The sequence below is a fragment of the Lacrimispora algidixylanolytica genome, assembly GCF_003609635.1.
GTDB classification, from domain to species: Bacteria; Bacillota; Clostridia; order Lachnospirales; family Lachnospiraceae; genus Lacrimispora; species Lacrimispora algidixylanolytica.
The window spans coordinates 46,837-69,368 of record NZ_MCIA01000009.1; the positions used below are offsets into that span (position 1 = coordinate 46,837).

Consider the following 22,532-nt stretch of genomic DNA (forward strand, 5'->3'; position numbering starts at 1 on the left):
AAAGATGGAAGGAGAGGTATTTTATGGGAGCAGAGCTAATAGCTACGACCGCAACAAAGATGGTGTATCGGGATGGGGATAAAGCGATCAAGGTTTTTAATGCTGATTTTCCAAAAGCTGAGGTGCTAAATGAAGCGTTAATTACCGCGAGAGTTGAGGAAACCGGCGGAATCAATGTTCCTAAGGTGCAAGAAGTCAGTGTTTTTGAAGGCAAGTGGTCCATTACCTATGACTTTATTGAAGGGAAGACATTAAAGCAACTTATGGATGAGAATCCGGAGAAGCTACCAGAATATATGGATATGATGGTGGATCTTCATCTGAGCATTATGTCAAAACATTGTCCTCTGTTAAATAAGCTAAAGGATAAGATGAATAGACAAGTGGCTGATATGGATGAATTCGGAGAAGCCAGCAGATACGATATGCAGACTCGTCTTGATGGCATGCCAAAGCACACCAAACTGTGCCACGGTGACTTTAATCCAAGTAATATTATTGTGACCGACGATCAGACCATGTACGTTCTTGACTGGGTTCACGCCACCCAAGGCAATGCCAGTGCTGATGTGGCAAGAACATACCTCCTCTTCTCTTTGCAGGATAAGAAAAAAGCTGATATGTACATTGATGTATTTTGTAAGAAGACCGGAACCGCTAAAAAATACGTTCAATCCTGGCTTCCAATCGTGGCAGCTGCACAGCTATCCAAAAAACGACCTGAGGAAGTTGAGCTTTTGAATCAGTGGGCTAATGTATTTGAATATCAATAAGAGTAAAGAATCAAAGAGACTGCCACAACATAGTCTTGTCAAAAACAATACATAAAGAACAATACATAAAACGTCTTGGACGGCTTATAAAAGCCCCACCAAGACGTTTTTTCACGTTATCCATACGTATTTTGTATAAACTACTATCTCAAATTAATTTACAACGGCTTCTAATCATGATTTAGGAATGTTAGACATGGCTTCGTGTTCCTGTTTCAGTTCCTCATACAAATCGTAAAATCTCCATTTACAATTGGTATCTGTAATAACCGCTTTTAACTGAACCTTTGGAACCCCTGCACGCCTTATATTTAAAAGCAGCTCGTCCACTCTGCGGTTAGAAAAGTTCTTCATGACTAAAATCTCTTCTTCCACCGGAGGACAGGCTTCAAGAGCAGTTTCGTCAAACCCTTCCATTCCAGCAAGATAACCCACCGTCTGGTTTATCTGGTCACTGGAGATATTGCGGATTCGAATGCCCATGCGAATTAGAACTGCTTTTAGCTTCGCTGCCTTTGAATCATTCCCACTCTTTTTTTCTTCTTCCGGCTGATAATATAAAACTAATTCCTTTGTTATTGCCATGTTCTATCCCTCCTGCTGTTTTTTATAACAGGTGTTTTCTTAATTCTTCCCCGCTTAAGGAGCTTAAATACGCTGGAGCGATATCAAATACAGTCTTACAACCTTTTTGTCCCTCCTGGTTTAAGCGATAAGCTGCGCGTGCATAGGAAGTCAATACAGAAGCTGTGAATTCTGGATTTGAATCCAGCTTTAAGCTATATTCAATCACGTGGTTATTCTCATTCTCCCAGCCAGTGCTTCCAGTTCTGATTACAAAACCGCCGTGAGGAATGCCTTTATGATCCTTCATCAGTTCCTCTTCACTAATAAAATGAACTGTAGTATCATAGTCAGAAAAATAATTAGGCATGGTCACGATTTCTTCTTTGATCCGATCTAAATCAGCGCCCTCTTCTGCCACAACAAAACATTCTCTTGTATGTTTTTCTCTCACAGACAGTTCTGGATTTTTACCGTCTCGAACTTCCTGCAGCGCTTCTTCTACAGGGATGGTATACTGTCTGGCATCCTTAACTCCAGTAATCCTTCTAATAGCATCTGAATGGCCCTGGCTCACGCCTCTGCCCCAGAATGTATAGTCATGTCCACCTGGAAGAACGGCTCCGGCATACAAGCGGTTTAAGGAAAACATACCTGGATCCCAGCCAACGGAAATGATTCCTACGTTACCACCCAAAAGGGCAGCCTCATCAACCACCTTAAAATGATCTGGAATCTTCGCATGAGTATCAAAGCTGTCAACCACATTAAAGGCTTTTGCAAGCTCTGGTGTCTGTACTGGAAGGTCTGTGGCACTACCGCCGCATAAAATTAAAACATCTATGGTTCCCTTTTTCGTCATAATCTCATCATAAGGGTAAACCTTGACCCCTTCAGTCAAAAGCTTAACTGATTCTGGGGCTCTTCTTGTAAATACAGCAGCCAGCTCCATGTCCTTATTATGCTTAATGGCACACTCGACTCCTCTGCCAAGATTTCCATATCCTACGATTCCTATTTTTATTGTCATACGCTCCACAACCTTTCTGAAAATTTGTAATTTATTATAACCTTAAAATCCCTCAGTGTAAATAAAGGATTGGAATGCGGACAACAAAAAACGCAGACAGTACAAACGCCTGCCTGCGGATCTTTTAAGTTAATTAAGCAAATACTGCCTCTGGCACTTCCATTGTAGTGGTCTCATATTTGTCCAGAATCACCTTCTGGATGGTATCTCTTGTACCGGAATTGATTGGATGTGCAATATCCCGATACTCTCCATCTGCTGCCTTACGGCTTGGCATTGCAATAAATAGTCCTTTTTCACCTTCAATAACTTTAATGTCATGAATAACGAATTCGTTATCCAATGTGATTGATACTATGGCCTTCATCTTTCCCTCTTTTTCAATACGTCGTACTCGTACGTCTGTAATCTGCATGTTCTTCCCCTCTCGTCACTTACACTATAATGTGTATCTTTCGTTTTTCTCCAAGACAATCTTTACATTGTCCGGCGTTCCTATGTAGGTGGTATTGGCCCGAATCGTATCACGACTTTCCACGATACAATTTTCAATGACCGTATTATCGCCTATATAGACGTCATTTAAAATAATGGAATTTTTAATGACGCAGTTGTTGCCGACATAAGCTTTTTTATAAAGGACTGAATTTTCGACAACTCCGTTGACAATGCTACCGCTAGACACCAGGCTGTTCTTTACTGATGCGCCTGGGTTGTATTTCGCAGGCGGCAGGTCATCGATCTTTGAGTAAACATCCGGATACTGACGGAAAAAATAATTTCTAACTTCCGGCTTTAAGAAATCCATATTGGTTTTATAATAGGATTCCACGGATGCGATATTTCTCCAGTAATCGTTCATTTTATATGCATATATTCGTTTCAAATTCCGATATCGTACCAGAATGTCACTCACAAAATCATAGCGGTCTTCCATGGCGCACTGCTCAATCAACTCAATCAACTGCCGCCTTCGAATTACATAAATGCCGCAGGAAACAGTATTGGAGGAAACCACCATAGGCTTCTCTTCAAAATCTGTAATCCTGCCGTCCTGATTGGTCTTTACCAGTCCAAAACGTGTGGTATCTTCTCCCATTGGGAGATCTGTACATACCACGGTGATATCTGCCTTCTTCTCTATATGATACTCTAGCACTTTTCCGTAGTCCAATTTGTAAATGCCGTCCCCTGCGGCTATGACTACGTAAGGCTCATGACTGTTTTTTAAAAATGTCAGGTTTTGAAACAGTGCATCTGCAGTCCCCCTATACCAGTCACTGCTTTCTGCGGTTATGGTAGGGGTGAAGACAAATAGTCCGCCCTGCTTTCTTCCAAAATCCCACCATTTGGATGAACTCAAATGAAGATGCAGGGATCTGGAATTATACTGTGTCAAAACTGCCACATTCTGAATGTGTGAATTGGTCATATTGCTTAGGGCAAAATCTATGCTCCTATAGTTACCTGCTATAGGCATAGCTGCAATGGCTCTTCTGTTGGACAGTTCCCGCATTCGCTTACTGTTTCCACCTGCTAATACAATTCCGATTGCTCTCATCGCATGCCACCTGCCTTTATAATATAATCTCCGCTGAGTAGCTCTCCGTCTTTATAATCTTCCGGAACGGTTATTCCAACAATTGCTGTATTCTTGCCGATTGTCACCTGGTCAGGTATCACAGAATTTTCCCCTACCGTAACCAAATCAAACTGATAGACTTTTGGATCGTACTTGCTTTTTTCATATTCCCCAGCTCCTAATACAGCACCGGTTCCTACCGTAACATTCTCCGCTAGAATGGCCTTACTAATCTTAACATCTTCTCCGATGACGCATTCCCTCATAATAATGGAATCTTTTACTACTGCACCCTTCTTAATAACGACTCCAGAACCAATTACGGAATTTCTTACTTCTCCGTAAATTTCCGTTCCTTCTCCCACAATACTTCTGTCTATGATCGCTTCTTCCGAGACGTATTGAGGCGGAATTATGTCGCTTTTTGTATAAATTTTCCAGTACTCTTCGTAAAGATTAAACTCAGGAATGATGTCAATTAACTCCATATTGGCCTCCCAATAAGAAGCAAGAGTACCTACATCCTTCCAATAACCGTTGTATTCATATGCAAATACCCGTTTACCCTCCTCAAAACAGTAAGGTATGATGTGCTTTCCAAAATCACATCCCGGAACATCAGACATACGGAGCAGGGCCTCTTTTAATGCTTTAAAGCTAAATATGTAAATTCCCATGGATGCCAGATTGCTTCTTGGATTCACAGGTTTTTCTTCAAATTCCGTAATTCGATTGCCTTCGTCTGTGATTAGTATCCCGAACCGGCTCGCCTCTTCAATGGGCACCGGCATAGCAGCAATGGTGATATCAGCATTATTTGCTTTGTGATATTCCAGCATTACCTCATAATCCATCTTATAGATATGGTCCCCTGATAATATGAGAACATAGTCCGGATTATAGGTCTCCATGTATTCCAAGTTCTGATAAATGGCATTAGCAGTACCGGTATACCAGTCACTTCCCTTGCTCCTTTCATAAGGAGGGAGGATGGTAACGCCGCCCACATTCCGGTCAAGATCCCAAGGAATCCCAATGCCGATATGGGTATTCAGACGCAATGGCTGATACTGGGTCAGAACTCCCACTGTATCAACTCCTGAATTAATGCAGTTGCTAAGCGGAAAATCAATGATACGGTATTTGCCGCCAAAGGACACTGCAGGTTTGGCAACTTTTTGGGTTAGCACTCCTAACCGGCTGCCTTGTCCGCCTGCCAAAAGCATGGCAATCATCTCTTTTTTAATCACGTTATCACCTCTTGCTGTAATTTATTGTGACCATATTATACCATACTTTCAATCAATAGTGAACAAATATTTGTATTTATCACATAGTTTTTTGTGCATTTTCCGACATTTTTCGTGCTTTTTACAAATTTTTGACATTTTTAGCTCTATCTGGTGTTTTTACTGTCAGCCCCCCTTGAATAGAAACTCAAAATACAGTATAATCTTAATTAAGTATGCGAACATATAAAAGGAGAATCTATTATGGATTTAATTACGGTAAGAGAGATATATAAAAAGCAGGATACACTTCTTAATTCCCAGGTTACTATCGGAGGCTGGGTAAGAAGTCTGCGAGACTCCAAATCATTTGGATTCATCGTATTAAACGACGGATCTTACTTTGAGACGCTTCAGGTCGTTTATCACGATACCATGGAGAACTTTTCTGAAATCAGCAAGTTAAACGTTGGCGCTGCCGTAATCGTGACTGGAACCCTAGTTCCTACCCCAGATGCCAAACAGCCCTTTGAGATACAGGCGACTGAAGTAACGGTAGAAGGAACTTCTTCTTCCGATTATCCACTTCAAAAGAAGCGTCATACCTTTGAGTATTTAAGAACTATTTCCCATCTCCGTCCTAGAACCAACACCTTCCAGGCCGTATTTCGGGTACGTTCCCTGATCGCTTATGCCATTCACCAGTTTTTCCAGGAGAGAGATTTTGTTTACGTTCATACTCCACTTATCACAGGAAGCGACTGCGAAGGCGCCGGTGAGATGTTCCAGGTAACTACTATGGATTTAAACAACATTCCAAAGACAGAAGAAGGAACGATTGATTTTTCCCAGGATTTCTTTGGCAAGCCTACCAACTTAACCGTAAGCGGTCAGTTAAATGGTGAGTCCTATGCTATGGCATTCCGCAACATCTATACCTTTGGCCCTACCTTCCGTGCAGAGAATTCTAACACCACAAGACATGCGGCTGAGTTTTGGATGATTGAGCCTGAGATGGCGTTTGCAGATTTAAATGACAATATGGCACTGGCAGAATCCATGCTAAAGTATGTAATTCGTTATGTACTTGAGCACGCACCAGAAGAGATGAATTTCTTTAACCAGTTCGTGGACAAGGATCTTTTAAATCGTTTAAACCATGTATTAAACTCTGACTTTGCCCATGTTACTTATACAGAGGCTGTAGAGCTTCTTACGAAGCATAACGATGAGTTTGATTATAAAGTGTTCTGGGGATGCGATCTGCAGACCGAGCATGAGCGCTATCTCACCGAGCAGCTTTATAAAAAACCTGTATTCGTTACAGATTATCCAAAGGAAATCAAGGCATTTTATATGAAGCTTAACCCGGACAACAAAACCGTAGCAGCCGTAGACTGTCTGGTTCCTGGAATTGGTGAAATCATCGGAGGAAGCCAGAGAGAGGATAACTACGACAAACTGGTAGCACGTATGGACGAGCTTGAACTGAACAAAGAGGATTATGACTTCTATCTTGATTTAAGAAAATACGGCTCCGCACGCCATGCTGGCTTTGGTTTAGGCTTTGAGCGCTGCGTAATGTATTTAACCGGAATGTCCAATATCCGTGACGTGGTTCCGTTCCCAAGAACCGTTAACAACTGCGAACTTTAATCCTGTACCACAGATTCCCTACCAAAGAGGCAGGGAATTTGTGGTATCTTTTAAAATAGGACCAGCGAGGTAACGAGAATGAAATTTATACATATTGCAGATGTTCACTGGGGTATGAGCCCTGACAGCGACAAGCCCTGGAGCAAGGAACGGTGCCAAGATATTAAGGACACATTTGCAAAGGCAGTGAATCAGGCAAAAGTCTTAGAAGCCGATTGCCTTTTCATTTCTGGAGATTTATTCCATAGACAGCCCCTTGCCAGGGATTTAAAAGAGGTCAATTACCTCTTTTCCACCATACCTTCCGTGCACGTAGTCATTATCGCAGGAAATCATGACAGAATCCGCAAAAATTCAGCTATCTTAAGCTTTACCTGGTCACCTAATGTAACGTATCTTCTGGGGGAAGAGCTGGAAAGCGTTTATTTCAAAGAGATCAATACAGAGGTCTACGGATTTAGTTACCACTCAGTGGAAATCCCAGAGAACCGTCTGGATCACTTAAAGGTGCCAAACAACGGACGAATCCATGTGCTTTTGGGACATGGAGGAGATGCCAACCACATCCCATTTGACAAGGGAGCCATGTCAAACCTTGACTTTTCCTACATTGCCATGGGACACATTCACAGACCAGAAGTTCTTTTAGAAAACCGTATGGCCTTTTCTGGTTCCCTAGAGCCTCTTGATAAGACAGAGTCCGGGCCTCACGGCTTGATTATGGGTGAAATTAACGAAGTAACTCGCATGGTTTCTTCCTTAAAGTTTATTCCCATCGCAAAACTCCAATACGTATCTCTGGCTGTTAATGTCACTGCTGCCACCACCAATACGGAGCTTGCTATGAAGATCACTCAGGAGATTCAAAGCCGTGGAACCGAAAACATCTTTCGCTTTCGCATACGGGGAATGAGGGATCCTGATATCTCCTTTGATTTGAATATGCTTTCCACCCGGTTTAAGATCATGGAGATCATAGACGAATCCGAACCACAATATGATTTTTCCGCTCTCTTTGCTGAACATTCCAGTGATATGATCGGCTTTTATATTCAGGCTCTTCAAAAACCTGAGATGAGCCCTATGGAGAAAAAGGCCCTCTATTACGGCATCAACGCACTGCTTCGCACCACGGATGAAAGGAGCTGATCCCATGAGAATACTAGATATTTATATCAATGGCTTTGGAAAATTCCATGGCAGGAATCTGACTTTCAGTAATGGGCTTAACATCGTCTATGGAAAGAACGAAGCAGGTAAATCAACCATACATACTTTTATCCGCGGCATGCTTTTTGGAATCGAACGTCAAAGGGGAAGAGCTTCTAGGAACGATCTCTACACCAAGTTCGAGCCCTGGGAAAACAGCGGTACTTATGAAGGTCAGATTCGGCTGGAGCACAAGGAACATATCTACCGAATAGAGAGAACTTTCCAGAAGAACAAAAAAGAATTCAAGATTGTGGATGAAACGGCTGGCCGTGAAATTGAACCGACTAAAGCGTTTCTAGACGATCTTTTAAGTGGACTGAGTGAAACAACTTATATTAATACTGTAAGTATAAGCCAGTTAAAGAGTGCCACCGATGAAGGCATGGTTTCTGAACTTAAAAACTACATAGCCAATCTAAACAACACAGGAAGCCTTGCATTAAACGTCACCAAAGCTACCACATTTTTAAAGTCTCAGAAAAAAGAGCTGGAATCCCAGATGGTTCCTGAGGCCGCCCGCACTTATACCTCTTTACTAAGCGAGATTCGCAATACGGAAAAAGAAATTTCATCACCGGAATTTGAAAACCAGATTAATGAATTTCAGAAACTTCGTGAAGATGTAAAAACTTCTTTGGAAGAACATCAAAAAGAAAAAGAAGAGCTGATTAAAAAAGTAGCCAGAGGAAAACAGGTTTTAAGCAGCAATCAGTTCACAGACCAGGATTCCATCAACACCTATACCCAAAAGGCTCAGGACAACTTTGATGATTACACAAACGCCAAGGAAGTCTCCAGTAAAAAGCCAAGAAAGGTCTTTTCTGTCCTTTCCCTCATCCTTGCCACAGCACTGTTATGCGGAGTGGGAGGCCTTTACTATCTGGGTGAATCCAATTACTTCACTGCTAATTACGGTTTGGACCTGCTGTTTCTTATGAGCATATTTATGGGCGCTGCCATTATCTTTTACCTTATCGGCCTTCTTCTCTTTCTGAAACTAAAGCAGAGCCAGAAGGACATGGAGATGAGCGCAAAGGTATTACAGGAGATCCTTTCCAGACATCTTGGAAGTGGAGATATCTCTACGGAGGCAATGCGAGCATTTCAGTCAAGAATGGCAGAGTTTACCCGCCTTTGTTCTGCTGTTATCAAATCAGAAGCCGCTGTCATTCAAAAGCAAACGGAGCTTACGGAACTTCAGCAAAAACAAGAAAACTGTGGGAGCACCATTGAAAAACAGCAAAAAAGCCAGTGGGAACTGGAACGAAAGCTGGAACACCTTTCAAGCTGTAAAACCCAGGCTGAAGGTCTGAAACACATATTAGAGGAAAATGATAGAATCCGGGAAGAAGTTTCTGCCATTGACTTAGCTCTTGAGACCATGACAAACTTATCTTCCTCTATCCGGGATTCCTTCGGACTTTATTTAAACCGAGCAGCATCAGACCTAATTAAAGGAATCACAGGAGGCATCTATACCAGTATGAGTGTGGATGAGAACCTAAATGTCTTCCTCAATACAAAAACCAAACTGGTGCCACTGGAGCAGGTCAGCAGCGGTACTATGGACCAGGTTTATCTGGCCCTTCGCCTTGCCGCAGCCACTTTGATCCAGGAGGGGGAAGAGCGTATGCCTATGATCTTTGACGACAGCTTTGTACTCTACGATGACGATCGTCTACGCACCGCTTTAAAATGGCTGATTAATGCCTATTCCGACCAGATTATTATATTTACCTGTCATCAGAGAGAGGCTCAGCTCTTGACAGCAAACTTAATTCCTTATCATCTGATTGAGATTTAAGAAAAAATATAAGAAGAGATATTAGAAGATACATTAAGAAGAGATATAAAAAGATACATAAAAAGACTGTGATACGAGATAAGATGCGTATCACAGTCTTTTTTGTTCTTATACTTTTTTGTTCTTATACTTTTTTATTCTTACGCAACTTTGCTATTATGCTTTTATGCTTTTATACTTCCCTACTTTCCCTGCCTGTGGCAAGAAACATGCCAAAGAAAACACCAACTAGCGCTGGAACGATCCAGCCGAGTCCAATGGCATAGAGAGGAAGTTTTAATAGCAGTTGATGAAGAATCTTAGCTCCTGCCTGCTCCAGAGACAAAAGAACACTGACTACGCCTGTAATGCCTATGGAACTGACGTATACCATCCGCCAACGCTCTCCATCTTGAAAGGCAAAGGAAAGCAAAATAAGTACGATGGCGACTGGATAGATGGTATTTAATACGGGAACTGATATTTCCAGAATCTTTGTCAATCCTATATTTGAGATAACGAAGCTTGAGAGAGCAAATATGAACGCCCAAGTCCGATATCCAATACCAGGAATTATGGTACAGAAATATTTGCTACAGCAACTAATTAAACCAATACAGGTATTTAAACAGGCAATAAAAAATACGACTGCCAACATTACAAGACCTACCTTCCCATATAGAAAGCTTACGGCCTGATTTAACGTCTGAGCTCCATTTGATGCAGAGCCAAAGGCACCGCCTGTTGTGGATCCTACGTGAGCCAGAGCGCCGTATACAAGGAGTAAAATCCCTCCTGCCACAAATCCTGCATGAATGGTCTCTTTTACCACCACAGCGTCCTTTTTCATTCCCATAGCCTTAATGTTAAGGGAAATCACGATTCCAAAATTCAGTGCCGCAATGGTATCCATGGTGAGATAGCCGTCTAAAAAGCCTTTTACAAAGGGGGCCGATGCATATTCCTTTACCGGCGCTCCATATAGGCCAGGAGGCTTAATCAGACAACCAGCAAATATCACCACGATAAGAACCAAAAGTACAGGAGTCAGAATCTTTCCCAGACGATTCGTAAGCTGGTCCGGATTTAAGGCCACCACAAAGGCTACTACGAAGAATGCAGCGGAATAAAGAAGCTGTGCTACCAATGGGTTACCGTCCCCCATAAAGGGAACCACAGCCATCTCAAAAGATGTGCTGGCCGTCCTTGGTATGGCAAGACATGGCCCTATGGATAGATAATTTAACAAGGTAAAAATATAAGCAAACCTAGGGTGAACCCGCTCTGCCAGGTAATAAAATCCGCCTGCTCTTGCAACGGATACTACGCCCAAAACTGGAAATCCAATTGCGGTTACGGCAAAACCAATCATTGCTGTCCATGTGTTTGTACCTGCCAGTGAGCCCAAAAAAGGCGGAAAAATAAGATTTCCCGCCCCAAAAAACATGGAGAAAAGTGTAAGACCAATCAATATTCGTTTTTGAGTTGATAATTTATCCATCTGTATCCCAATTACCTATCGCCTGCACGGTAGCGTTCCAACACTCGGTTAATTCTAGTGGTTGGATTTAAAAGGTCGCTTAAGGATGCATCATGGTTTAAGTTATCTATGATCAGAGCAATGTATTTACTCATATCTACATCAATATAGTAAGGTCTTGAAAGAAGGTCCGGTGTCTGGTATACAAGATTGGTGGTAAGAATACGGTCAATAAAACCATTTTCATAATACTCATCAAACTTTGCAAGGCCATTTGTGAAAAGACCAAAGGTAGCGCATACGAATACCTTTCTTGCTTTTCTTCTCTTTAATTCTTTTGCAACGTCAAGCATGCTTTCTCCAGAAGAAATCATATCATCTACGATAATAACATCCTTGCCCTCTACACTGCTTCCTAAGAATTCATGGGCAACGATCGGGTTGCGTCCATTGATGATCTGAGTGTAATCACGGCGTTTGTAGAACATACCCATATCAAGACCTAAAACGTTGGCAAAATAAACAGCACGACCCATACCGCCTTCATCCGGGCTAATAACCATCATGTGTTCACTGTCAATATTTAACTCTTTCTCATTCTTAAGCAGATGCTTAATGAACTGATAAATAGGCTGAACCGTTTCAAATCCTTGTAATGGAATGGCATTTTGGACTCTTGGATCGTGGGCATCAAACGTAATGATATTCTCTACTCCCATGCTCACTAATTCTTTTAATGCAAGTGCGCAGTCAAGAGATTCTCTGCCGGATCTTTTATGCTGTCTGCTTTCATATAAGAAAGGCATGATCACATTGATACGGCGAGCTTTTCCTGCTGAAGCGGCAATCACGCGCTTTAAATCCTGAAAATGGTCATCAGGAGACATGTGATTGGTCATACCGCATAAAGAATACGTATGGCTGTAATTGCAAACGTCTACCATGAAATAAAGGTCATCTCCACGTACGGATTCATGCAGAGTTCCTTTTGCCTCACCAGTACCAAATCTTGGAGTGCTGGCTCCGATTAGATACGTTTCTCTCTGATAGCCTGAGAAAGCGATGGTAGATTTGTGCTCACTCTCACGTTCTTTTCTCCAGCTTATCAAATAATCATTTACCTTATCTCCCAGCTCCTTGCAGCTCTTTAACGGAATTAAGCCAAGAGGACCAACCGGAATGGTCTCTATAATTTTCTCTTCGTAAAGCATTCTTTTCTCCTCCAACGTATCTTAATACAATGCAACGGTTCTTTTATAACATTATGTGCCGCTTTAGTCAAGACAATCAATAGGATTCCCTATATTTTTCAAGTAACAAACTTTATTTTGCCTGATTTATTCCCATCATATCCATCTCTGGCAAAATATAGTAAACCTCACTATTTCTATAAGTATCCCTAGCAGCTACCCGATAAAAGCACACGACCCAGAAAGGCCGCATGCTTTTTAATTATCTTTATTTATGTCAACTTCACGTATGGATATTTCCTAACGCTGGCTGACGGATCCTGACTTTTTCTTAATCCTGATATCGTCTCCATAGAGAGGAATCACCGTATATCGACTGATCAGCCTTGATGTCACACGTTCTGTATAGCGATCTCTTAGCTCATTGATCGGGTGGTTCGTGGATATAATGGTGGACTTTGAAGAATTCAGCCGCTCGTTGATGCAGTAAAATAGCTCTGATGAAGTAAAGCTGTTATTAAGCTCCGTTCCCAAATCATCTATGATAAGTAGGTCGCAGTCTAAGATATACTGGTACATGCCTCTCATATCGTCTTCATCGTTATAATCAAACCGATTTTTGGAAAACACCTCAAAAAGATCATTAGCAGACAGATAGATCACTGAAAAAAACTGATCAATCAGCTCCTTTGCAATACAGTTGGTAAGAAAGGTTTTACCGACGCCCGTAGGGCCTGTAAACAAAAGATTTCCTGGTTCTGTGGAAAATGTAAGGGCAAAGTTTTTACAGGTTTCCACAACCTGGGCCATATACTGCCTTACGGTTCTGTTTAAATGAGGAAGGATCTTGGTATCATCAAAATAACCGGTAGAGAAGGTATTGAAGTTTTCAATTGCCACAATCTGTTCGATGTTAGACTGTGCATAAAGATATTTCATCTCCGCCTGGCGGAAGCAGTGGCATTTCGCGCCGTTTGCATACCCGGTATCCTTACAGTCCTTGCAACGATACTGCATCTCCATATAATCTGTTGGAAATCCTGCCGATCTTAAGAGCACACTTTTTTGCTCTCTTAAGTCTGCAATCTCATCGCGAAGCTCTTTTAGTGCTCCCTTATCTCCTTCAAGAAGCCTCCTAGCACAGGCCACCGCCCTGGTACTGATGGACTGGTCAAGCTCTCTGATTACCGTAATCTTTTGATATACGTTTGCAATCCGTTCTTCCTGTTCATGACGGTTCTTAAACTGCTGCTGCCCGTAAGCCCTCATGACGGCGTCGTACTGTGAATTGCTCAGTGCCATAATAACCTCCATTCCTTTTGCTACCTGTTACAAAAACTACTGCTGCTTCAATTGATCAAGAATCAGCGCATCGTAATCAATCTCTCTTTGAGGAAAGTTCTGAAACTGATTCTGTCCGGTCCTTGGTTTTGCCTGTGTACCTGTTGATGATTTCTTTCCGTTCTTATAATCTCCGCTCTTAAGCCGCTCTGCATACTGCTCGTCCAGCCGCTTAATCTCTTCCATCGTACGAACTCCTGCCTTTTTCCAGCCGTCTAAAATCTTATCCGCATAGGGAAAGCTAGGGGAATGGGTGGCGGCCAAGGTACGATTACATGCTTCCATCACGATCTCACGATTAAACCCATAGGTGCTAAACCACCGATCCATAAACTCTCGTTCCGAATCTCCTGGGTTTCTGTCATTTAGACCAAATGCTCTCATAACTGCATAGGAATCCTTTGAATAAGTGGTGGCGCTGTTTTTTGCCTCCTCAACGGTTTTCATTCCCTTTTCGTGCCAGCTGATTGCTACGGTCTCAATGTAGCGGATGCTTGTATGTCCTCCCTGGACACAATATTCTACCACGTATTCAAGCAGTTCTGATGGCATATGAAGACCATCATAAAGATATGCAAATACCTCACATTCTCTTTGGGTGAATACTTTATTCATATATTTCTGGGCAATATAAAGAAGCTGGGAAAAATCCTCATCTCCTGCAAGACCACTTATCTTTTCAGGGGAATAGGCGGTTCTTTTTGCAAGGGGCTGAGTCTTTGTCTTGACTTCAGTAGCAGTTCCAGAACAGGCAGTCTCAGAGACAGCCTTAGATGGTTCAGCCTTGACTGGAATCTCCTCTGAAAGTACACCAGCCTTCTTCCAATAAGCCAGGGCGCGGGCCACATCTGCCTCCGTATGGTTGAGTGCATCTGCAATCATAGAAATGGTTATCTCTTCTCCATCATGACGCATTAGAAATAAATATTCCTTTATGTACTCTCCATTGGCCATGGACATGTATTCATCAATGAAATCGTTTGATATCACCGTAGCCCTGATCTTTAAACTGCTCTTTACATTCACCGCCATAACCTCACCTTTTTATCATGCTCATATCATACCACAGGTCCTTAGAAAAGAAAATAGGGGCAGTTATCCACCAAATGAATTGTGGAAACTGTGGATAATGTGGAAATCTAGTATACATAATATGGGATTTCGTTTCTCATCCCGTCGATTTGTTGATAAAACCGAGATTTTGTAAATTGTAAGACTTTATATTATGTAAATCAAAGAATCCACATAGTTTCTTAACATAAAATGTTGAAAACTATGTGGACAATGTGGATAACTATACTCCCAGTAGGTTTTCTCCCACTTTTACAATGTCTCCGGCTCCCATAGTTATCAACAAGTCACCGTGTATACAATTTCCCAAAATAAATGTTTCAATTTCCTCAAAGGAAGGGATGTAGTGTACTTTTACTCCCTTTTTCTCGATTCTCACCGCAATATCTTTGGAGCTAATTCCCAAATTATCGGTTTCACGGGCAGCGTAGATATCTGCCAGGATCACCTCATCAGCCAATGATAGGGATTCTGCAAATTCATCTAAAAATGCCCTGGTCCGGGTATAAGTATGGGGCTGGAATACAACCCAGAGTTTCTTATGTGGATAATGTTTTGCCGTCTCTAAAGTTGCTCTTATTTCCTGAGGATGGTGGGCGTAGTCATCTATAATGGTTACACCAGATACCTCCCCTTTCTTTTCAAAACGACGATTGGTACCCGTAAATCGTTTCAATCCTTTTTGAATCATTTCTAAAGAAATACCTAACTCAAAACAAACTGCTGCCGCTGCCAGAGAATTATACACATTATGTTCTCCTGAAACGCCCAGAGTTACCGTATCAATGACTTCCCCGTCCACCAAAAGATCATAGGAAGCTCTTGCCAGCTCGTCATAACTGATGTTTTCTGCCTGATATCTGCTTTCCTGGTCCTTACCAAAGGTAATTACCTTACAAGGAAGACCTTCTATAATATCTTCCATGTGTTCAATATCTTTGTTTATCACTAATAAACCATTCTCCGGAAGCTTCTCAGCAAATAGTCGGAACGATTGGCGTATTTCTTTTAGATCCTTAAAAAAGTCCAGGTGATCTGCTTCTATATTTAAGATTACTTCTGTTGTAGGATAAAAGGATAAGAAGCTGTTGGTATATTCACACGCTTCTGTTACAAATAAATCTGGTCCTCCTACACGGATATTTCCGCTGATGGAATTTAAGATTCCACCCACGGAGATCGTTGGGTCCGTATCCGCAGATAAGAGGATCTCTGTAATCATAGAAGTTGTTGTTGTCTTACCATGGGTACCAGAGACAGCGATAGCGTTCTCGTAATTCTTCATCATCTGTCCCAGAAGTTCTGCTCTGGTTAATATGTGAAGCTTTTTTTCTGTTGCACTTATAAATTCCGGATTATCCGGGTGAACGGCTGCTGTATATACTACTACATTAATTTCATCGGTAATATTCTCTGCTCTCTGTCCGTAAGCTACCTTTGCTCCCTTTGCCTCTAAGTGACGGGTAAGGTCTGACTCATTGGAATCGGAGCCAGTAACTGTAAAGCCTTCCTCAATGAGTATCTCTGCAAGCCCACTCATGCTAATTCCGCCAATACCAATAAAATGTATTGCTTCCGGTTTATTAAAATCAATCTGATACATGCTTTTTCCATCCTTAATTTATATTCGGTATATCATTCTACGTTCAATTACTTTTACTGCTTTTCTTATGGAAAGTCAACTGCTTTCTCTTCTATTATATAAGAAACCAATGAGAAAATCTACAATAGAATCTGAATCAAAAAAATGCACCTTACAGATTCTATGACCTGTAAAGTGCTATTTATGACACGTATTCTCAGGACTTGCCTGCTGCCATAGGCTCACCCTCTGCCAAAGTCAGCTTCACTACAGAAGATATCATATAAAGCATTTCTTTAAAACTTCGGAAGGTCTGCTGCACTTTACCTTCCCGCCAGTATATCATACCCTGCCAGGTATTGTGCTCCCGAAACATTACTTTAACGGAGAAAGAAGCTTTTTGTCCTGTCCTTATAAATTCCTCAGAAGCTTCACTGGAAATCAGTCTGCCGTAATCAATTCCAGACAGGATATCTGCTCCTTCCGTCATACTGATGTCCATATAATCTCCACTCAGGGAAAGGGACCAGTTTTCAAAAAACTCTGGATCTAAAATGTTTGCAATCGCCTTATCTCCTTCACAAACATCTTCCTGTAAAATAGCATTGGTGATCATGATAAACTGAAGTTCACTGTCAAAGGAAGCAGTTCTGTTTCCATCATCCCAGATCATGGTTCCCTGCCAACTTGCATGGTATCGGAAGCGAAGACAAATACGAATGGTCTTTAACTTACCCATTCTGTCGGCTCTTTTCATTCTCTGCATTTTAAAATCCATAGGATCTGATCCTGACAGGCACCGCATTTGAAATGTCTGCTTGGGAGCTCCAACGGAATCAAACAAATGATCCATGTTCATAATCATTTCTGTAAATCCACCAAACATTGTTCCATGAGAGCTTTCTCCTTGAAATATCACTCCCTTAATTTCCCAGTTATCGTAGGAATCCACTGCTATTGTAAGATACCGGTCTGCCTCGTTTATCAAACTCATTCTACCAATTGCCATCTCATTCACCGTCGTCCTTATAGATTATAATTATTATATACAACTGCGGTTACAATCCAGTTACATTTATACTCGTCAAACAATATTTTATTACATATTGTAACTTTTTGCAATTATTTGTAGAATAACATTAAAAAAACTCCCTTCCTTAACTAGGAAGCGGGAGTTTTACTATGGATTTTGGTTATTCTGTTATGAAACGTCCAAAAACTATGTGCTTATAACGATTTAATACACCTAAGAAAATATTTCCAAGGAATCCGATGGCAAGAATTTCTCCCACACCCACGGTAAACATGGCGTACCAGATGAAATCCTGAGATCCGTAAGCAAAACGAAGGACCCAAGGAACAATAATGGTATTGGCTACAATCGGTGGAACGCATACCATCCACTGATGTTTCCGAAGCATATAAGAACCAACTGCTCCGATCAAGGTAGCAAGACTTCCAAAGATTACATCTAAGGCAGCCGCACCGCACAAAAAGTTAGACAGCAGACAGCCGATAAATAAACCAGGAATTGCCGCTGGGGTGAAAAATGGTAGGATGCAGAGAATCTCTGAAATCCGAAATTGAATGGGACCGAAGCTGATGGGTGCAAAAATTAAAGTCAGCACGGTGTAGATGGCAGCAATCGCTGCGGAAAAAACCAAGAAATAAGTTTTCCTTGAAGATTTGTAATTCATATTCTGTTCTCCTTTAGTTTTGTTTTACAAGTGGAAGGTTACGAACACTTGAAATATTTTCCTGAAAGTGCCTGTTTATCAGGGTTTCAGCATGTATTACTATAACTCATGCAGAAGCAAAATGCAAGTGCCACTCCAATTTTACACCACTCACACCTGTTCTTAATATTCCTGAGCTTCGAATGCAATGGGGATATGGTGCTTATCTTTTTATTTAGGATTTATACTTCTAATGCCTCACAAAGCGCCAGGATTGCCAGCGATTGTCCATATGCCATCGGTGCCACAAGTATGTTCTTATAATGTTCCTTGTCATATCCCATTCCGGTTCCGCCAGAAACATGAAGTACAGTTCCATCTGCATCGATGTTCTTAAGAATTCCCCTTACGGCAGTATGTGCGCATTCCAGATAAGTATCATCGAGAATTCCCATTTTAATGCCTTTTAAAATACCTGCTGCAATGGCTGCCGAGCCCGATACCTCTTCATAGCTGTCCGCGTCATCAAGAACCGTATGCCAAAGTCCGCTCTTGCTCTGCAGCTTTAACAGGGCATGTACCTGAGCCTTATAAGTTTCTGTCACAAGCTGTCTGATACCTGAATTCATAGTGCCTTTAAACATCTCCATATATTCCAGAATTCCCACGGTAAACCAGCTATTGCCTCTACACCAAAACACGCCGCCGAAATTATTTCTTTCATTAAAGGTCCAACCATGGTAAAACAGCCCGGTTTTCTTATCATATAAGTACTTGATATGCATCAGCACCTGATGATAAGCCTCATCTATCCAGTCCTGCCGATTGTATTTAAGGCCCATTTTATTTAAGAATAAGACGGTCATAAACAGGGTGTCGATCCACATCTCATTTTCATTGAGCCGGACGCCCAGACGGTCACCGTTTGCGCTTGTCACATGCTGGAAACCGCCCTCTTCGGTTTTAGGCAGGCATTTCATAAGCCATTTGGCCCAGTCCAGGCAAAGGGATTCAAACTCCCTGTCCTTTACTGATTCATTTAAATCCACAAGGGCTAAAAGTGGGGCTGTAGTATTGATGTTCCTCGATGGAAGTCCCAGTTCCATATTTTCTTTATACCAGTGAATGAGGAATTCTTTATAATCTTCATTTCCTTGGATTTTCTGAAGCTTTATGAGTCCATAAAGACCTATACCCTGAGGCCAGTCCCATTCCTTTATTCCAAAATCTCTTTTGAAATAACCAACAGCCTCACTGCGTTCTTCAATCGTCGTTTCATCGTTGGTCTTATCTAAGTTTATCAGCTTATCTACCACAAGACTAAGTTTTTCTTTTATTGCATTCTGATCCAATTTCTGCATTTCTTAATTTCTCCATATTTTATATTTTATTGAAGCAGATTGTTTCGGGATTTGTCACGTTTTCATCTTAAAATTTATCTTATACTCCTACCAGATGAGGAAATCCTTATTCAGCAGTCTTAAGATGCCTTCCACCAGGAAATAGTCTCCGTAGATAATGGGAACATGGCGGTCAGATTCTCTGTCATATCTGGCAGAACCGAAATTTAAAATAGAATCTTTCTTAGGATCCCACTGGCAGAATCGTTCTGTAACCGCTTTCAGGCAGCGAATTGCTGATTTCACATATAGATCTTTTTCCAATGGATTTACATGCTCTGAAAGTTCCAAAAGGCCGCAGGCCGCACAGACTCCGGCGGTGGTATCATAATAAACCGGTTCCTCCGGAGCTCTGAAGTCCAGCATGGGAACATAGTCATTTAACGCCAGATTGGCACAAAAATAATGGGCCACCCGCTTCGCCGCATCCAAATACGCATCATTCTTTGTATACTTATAAGCCAGCGCTATTCCGTAAATTCCCCAGGACTGCCCCCGACTCCAAGAGGAGCCGCTTTCATAGCCCTGACCTCCAGGATTATTTAAATATTCTCCTGTAACAGGATCAAATTCTACCAGGTGGTTGCAGGAACCGTCCGGACGGATGATGTACTTAAGAGCCATCTCCGTATGATTTATGGCAATTTGTCTCCATGCACTGTCCCCTGACTGTTCAAAAGCCCAATAAAGAAGAGGCAGGTTCATCAGACAGTCAACAATGGCAATGCCTGCACGTTCCCCATTCCATGCTTTTATAAACTTGCCGTTAGGATTGTAGCGCCCTGCCAGAATCCCGGCGGCGTGAAGTCCCCGGCTTTTGGACTCCTCTTCTCCGGTTAGACGGTAATCCGCTACTGCCGTGTGAAGCCAGAGAAAGCCTACATCATGGTCAAGTTTTGGAAAGTTTTGAAATGCCCCATCAAGACGCTTTTCAATTTCTCTTGCATTTTCCAGGTAACAATCCTTTTTCGTCGCATGATACATCTGCCACAAGATACCGGAGTAAAAGCCATTGGTCCAGGCGGTCAGCTCCCTCTCTCCCATGTCATAATATTTGCCGTTTTCCGGGACATAAGGCATGATTGGGCCCAGACGCTTACATTCTTCCTCCAGCTTTATTTCGATTTTCTTCCAGATCTCCTCTGCCCAAAGAAAAGTTTCTTTATCAATCCTGTATCGCATAACAGTTTCCTCCTCCGATTACCACCGTTTTCTTTGTGAACTCTGTTTCCACAAGGGTTTCCATTTCCATCTTCCCAGGAGCAACCGGAAAACGGACTGCCGGAATAAAGACGTTGGGGAATATGAGATTCATGTTGGGTAATGCGGTAATTACAGTTGCCTCTCCAACCGTTGACGCAACCCGGCTATATCCATTTTCATCAGACACCACAGCTTCCGTTCCATCAGTTATTTTTTTCGTTTCTTCCATACAATATGGATAGGAAAAACCACAGTCATAGGCAATGCAGGGAGTATGTTCAGGAAGACTGCTGGTAATCACATGTTTTCGTCTGTGTCCGTTTCCTTCGGGAGTCAGCCAGGTTTCCACCATAATTCCTTCTACAGGACTCCACCTGGAATAGACCTCCTGCTCTGTGATACGGTACTCCTCACATGTTCTTCTGACATAATGCATTCCGTGAACATAAAAGGCCAGCATGCTGTCCGTTCCTGATTGCTCAATGGTGTGAAAGGAACGGGATACGCAAAAACCAAACTGGGATGAATAAGCGAATTTTGCATATTTTTCCGCTGCAAATGGATGCTCTAAGGTGGGATACTGCCCTGCTGTAAGAGCCACCACCTCATGGTCTCTGTGACAGATCAGCATATCACATTCCTTAACAGCCAAAGAAGGCTTCAGCTTTGGCAAGGGTTCTGCCTTGGCACTCCAGAATGGATGATCCTCTTCCAGAGCCAAGAATACAAAAGTCTTCAAAGACCAGTAAGCGGAGCCTGGTGCATTATAAGATTCTGACATTAAAAGATTGGGATAGGTATATCCAACCGTAAGCACCCCACCATTGTCAAAAATCGGCTGCCGCATCCAGTAATCCAGATGTCGTTCTAAAATCCCCTTCATAATTCCCCAGGAACCGCACTCCACTCCAGCCAATGCACAGGCGGAAAAAAATGCAGCCTCTGCAAAACGATAGGTCAGAGAACGGCCAAAGGGCAATGCTTTCCCCTCATCATCGAACCAGTAAATAAATGTCTTGGCAAATTCTGCTGCCCGATCTTTAAAAAGGCTCGCATGGTATGGATCTTCCTTTTCCATGAATTTTGAATAAAGCAGACAGTAAAAGTGGATTCCAAAAGAAGTATAATAGTCCTTTTGAGGACGTTTTCCATCGGAATACCAGCCGTTTCCCAGGTAAAAGGTTTCATACTTATCCATGGCATTCTGTACCTGCTCCTGATTCCACTTTTTTTCCAGACTCTTTAATGCCAGGTTTGCAATGACCTTGAAAAACTGCCAGTTATTTTCAGCCTGAGAATATTCATTAATCTGGTACAGCCAGTCTGCCAGATTCTCTTTGGACTTTTCATCAAGAGGTTCCCACAATTGATCTGGAATCATCAACAGCCCATAGCTGATAGCTGCCATTTCTACCATTCTCTGATCCTTATCATGGAGATCACCCCAGTATTCCTCTGAGTCAGGATCCGTTCCGTTAGAAAGTCCCTTTTGATATATCTCAAGCAGACTCTTATCCTTTCCGCCTCCTGCCCAGTATGAGACCATTCCCCAAAGGACGCGGGAGAAGCCTTCCATATCGGCAATTCTGTTTCCGTATCCGGCTGCAAAAGCGCCAAGCTTCAGCCCTGCACCGCCTGCACTGTAATGAACCTTCAGGGGATCAACCAGTTTCATAAGCATATTTACATAATACTCTTTGTTCTTCATCTTTCCTCCTGCATTGAATGGTAAATACGGACAGAAGGTGTCACAAAATATA

19 protein-coding genes are annotated in these 22,532 nt (G+C 42.1%); 4 read left to right on the forward strand and 15 right to left on the reverse strand.

Annotated elements, in window-relative coordinates; genetic code table 11:
• Window positions 1-23 precede the first annotated feature (23 nt).
• Entirely contained in the window at window positions 24-773 is a 750-nt protein-coding gene (locus BET01_RS07570; RefSeq protein ID WP_120196198.1) for a phosphotransferase family protein, read from the forward strand.
• 174 nt (window positions 774-947) lie between these two features.
• Here BET01_RS07570 and BET01_RS07575 read toward each other — a convergent pair whose 3' ends face one another.
• From BET01_RS07575 to BET01_RS07595, 5 genes are all read right to left on the reverse strand, one after another.
• Window positions 948-1,358: a DUF3783 domain-containing protein gene (locus BET01_RS07575; protein ID WP_120196199.1), complete on the reverse strand. Its 411-nt coding sequence runs from the start codon at window positions 1,356-1,358 to the stop codon at window positions 948-950.
• Window positions 1,359-1,380: 22 nt separating this feature from the next.
• Window positions 1,381-2,367, reverse strand: a complete 987-nt coding sequence (locus BET01_RS07580) for a diaminopimelate dehydrogenase (RefSeq protein WP_120196200.1) — start codon at window positions 2,365-2,367, stop codon at window positions 1,381-1,383.
• 133 nt (window positions 2,368-2,500) lie between these two features.
• Complete coding sequence (gene spoVG / locus BET01_RS07585; protein ID WP_120196201.1) at window positions 2,501-2,782, reverse strand: septation regulator SpoVG; 282 nt, start codon at window positions 2,780-2,782, stop codon at window positions 2,501-2,503.
• A gap of 24 nt (window positions 2,783-2,806) precedes the next feature.
• Window positions 2,807-3,928: a glucose-1-phosphate adenylyltransferase subunit GlgD gene (glgD, locus tag BET01_RS07590; RefSeq protein WP_120196202.1), complete on the reverse strand. Its 1,122-nt coding sequence runs from the start codon at window positions 3,926-3,928 to the stop codon at window positions 2,807-2,809.
• Window positions 3,925-5,199, reverse strand: a complete 1,275-nt coding sequence (locus BET01_RS07595; RefSeq protein ID WP_120196203.1) for a glucose-1-phosphate adenylyltransferase — start codon at window positions 5,197-5,199, stop codon at window positions 3,925-3,927. The genes glgD and BET01_RS07595 overlap by 4 nt, the downstream gene beginning before the upstream one ends.
• Before the next feature lie 243 nt (window positions 5,200-5,442).
• On the opposite strand from BET01_RS07595, the gene asnS reads away from it, so the two are divergent.
• The 3 genes from asnS (at window position 5,443) to BET01_RS07610 (ending at window position 9,850) form a co-directional block, all read left to right on the forward strand.
• Window positions 5,443-6,834: an asparagine--tRNA ligase gene (asnS, locus tag BET01_RS07600; protein WP_120196204.1), complete on the forward strand. Its 1,392-nt coding sequence runs from the start codon at window positions 5,443-5,445 to the stop codon at window positions 6,832-6,834.
• A 78-nt stretch (window positions 6,835-6,912) separates the two neighbouring features.
• Window positions 6,913-7,983 carry a metallophosphoesterase family protein gene (locus BET01_RS07605; protein WP_120196205.1) on the forward strand — a complete coding sequence of 357 codons (1,071 nt, stop codon included), beginning with the start codon at window positions 6,913-6,915 and terminating at the stop codon, window positions 7,981-7,983.
• Window positions 7,984-7,987: 4 nt separating this feature from the next.
• Window positions 7,988-9,850: an ATP-binding protein gene (locus BET01_RS07610; RefSeq protein ID WP_120196206.1), complete on the forward strand. Its 1,863-nt coding sequence runs from the start codon at window positions 7,988-7,990 to the stop codon at window positions 9,848-9,850.
• Window positions 9,851-10,022: 172 nt separating this feature from the next.
• Here the strand turns inward: BET01_RS07610 and brnQ are convergent, their stop codons facing one another.
• The 10 genes from brnQ to BET01_RS07660 form a co-directional block, all read right to left on the reverse strand.
• Entirely contained in the window at window positions 10,023-11,330 is a 1,308-nt protein-coding gene (gene brnQ, locus BET01_RS07615; protein ID WP_120196207.1) for a branched-chain amino acid transport system II carrier protein, read from the reverse strand.
• A gap of 11 nt (window positions 11,331-11,341) precedes the next feature.
• Window positions 11,342-12,520 carry a ribose-phosphate pyrophosphokinase gene (locus tag BET01_RS07620; protein WP_120196208.1) on the reverse strand — a complete coding sequence of 393 codons (1,179 nt, stop codon included), beginning with the start codon at window positions 12,518-12,520 and terminating at the stop codon, window positions 11,342-11,344.
• Window positions 12,521-12,799: 279 nt separating this feature from the next.
• Window positions 12,800-13,801: an ATP-binding protein gene (locus BET01_RS07625; RefSeq protein ID WP_120196209.1), complete on the reverse strand. Its 1,002-nt coding sequence runs from the start codon at window positions 13,799-13,801 to the stop codon at window positions 12,800-12,802.
• A gap of 36 nt (window positions 13,802-13,837) precedes the next feature.
• Window positions 13,838-14,872: a DnaD domain protein gene (locus tag BET01_RS07630; RefSeq protein ID WP_120196210.1), complete on the reverse strand. Its 1,035-nt coding sequence runs from the start codon at window positions 14,870-14,872 to the stop codon at window positions 13,838-13,840.
• Window positions 14,873-15,134: 262 nt separating this feature from the next.
• Window positions 15,135-16,514: a UDP-N-acetylmuramate--L-alanine ligase gene (gene murC / locus BET01_RS07635; protein WP_120196211.1), complete on the reverse strand. Its 1,380-nt coding sequence runs from the start codon at window positions 16,512-16,514 to the stop codon at window positions 15,135-15,137.
• 196 nt (window positions 16,515-16,710) lie between these two features.
• Window positions 16,711-17,502 (reverse strand): hypothetical protein, encoded by a 792-nt coding sequence (locus tag BET01_RS07640; protein WP_120196212.1) that lies wholly within the window; start codon window positions 17,500-17,502, stop codon window positions 16,711-16,713.
• Window positions 17,503-17,686: 184 nt separating this feature from the next.
• The gene (locus BET01_RS07645) at window positions 17,687-18,190 is read right to left on the reverse strand and encodes a QueT transporter family protein (RefSeq protein ID WP_120196213.1); all 504 of its coding nucleotides are present in this window, start codon (window positions 18,188-18,190) and stop codon (window positions 17,687-17,689) included.
• 221 nt (window positions 18,191-18,411) lie between these two features.
• Entirely contained in the window at window positions 18,412-19,530 is a 1,119-nt protein-coding gene (locus BET01_RS07650) for a glycoside hydrolase family 88/105 protein (RefSeq protein WP_120196214.1), read from the reverse strand.
• A gap of 87 nt (window positions 19,531-19,617) precedes the next feature.
• Window positions 19,618-20,751, reverse strand: a complete 1,134-nt coding sequence (locus BET01_RS07655; RefSeq protein ID WP_120196215.1) for a glycoside hydrolase family 88 protein — start codon at window positions 20,749-20,751, stop codon at window positions 19,618-19,620.
• Window positions 20,735-22,480, reverse strand: coding sequence for a DUF2264 domain-containing protein (locus BET01_RS07660; protein ID WP_120196216.1), 1,746 nt, complete (start codon window positions 22,478-22,480; stop codon window positions 20,735-20,737). The genes BET01_RS07655 and BET01_RS07660 overlap by 17 nt, the downstream gene beginning before the upstream one ends.
• Between the last annotated feature and the right edge of the window lie 52 nt (window positions 22,481-22,532).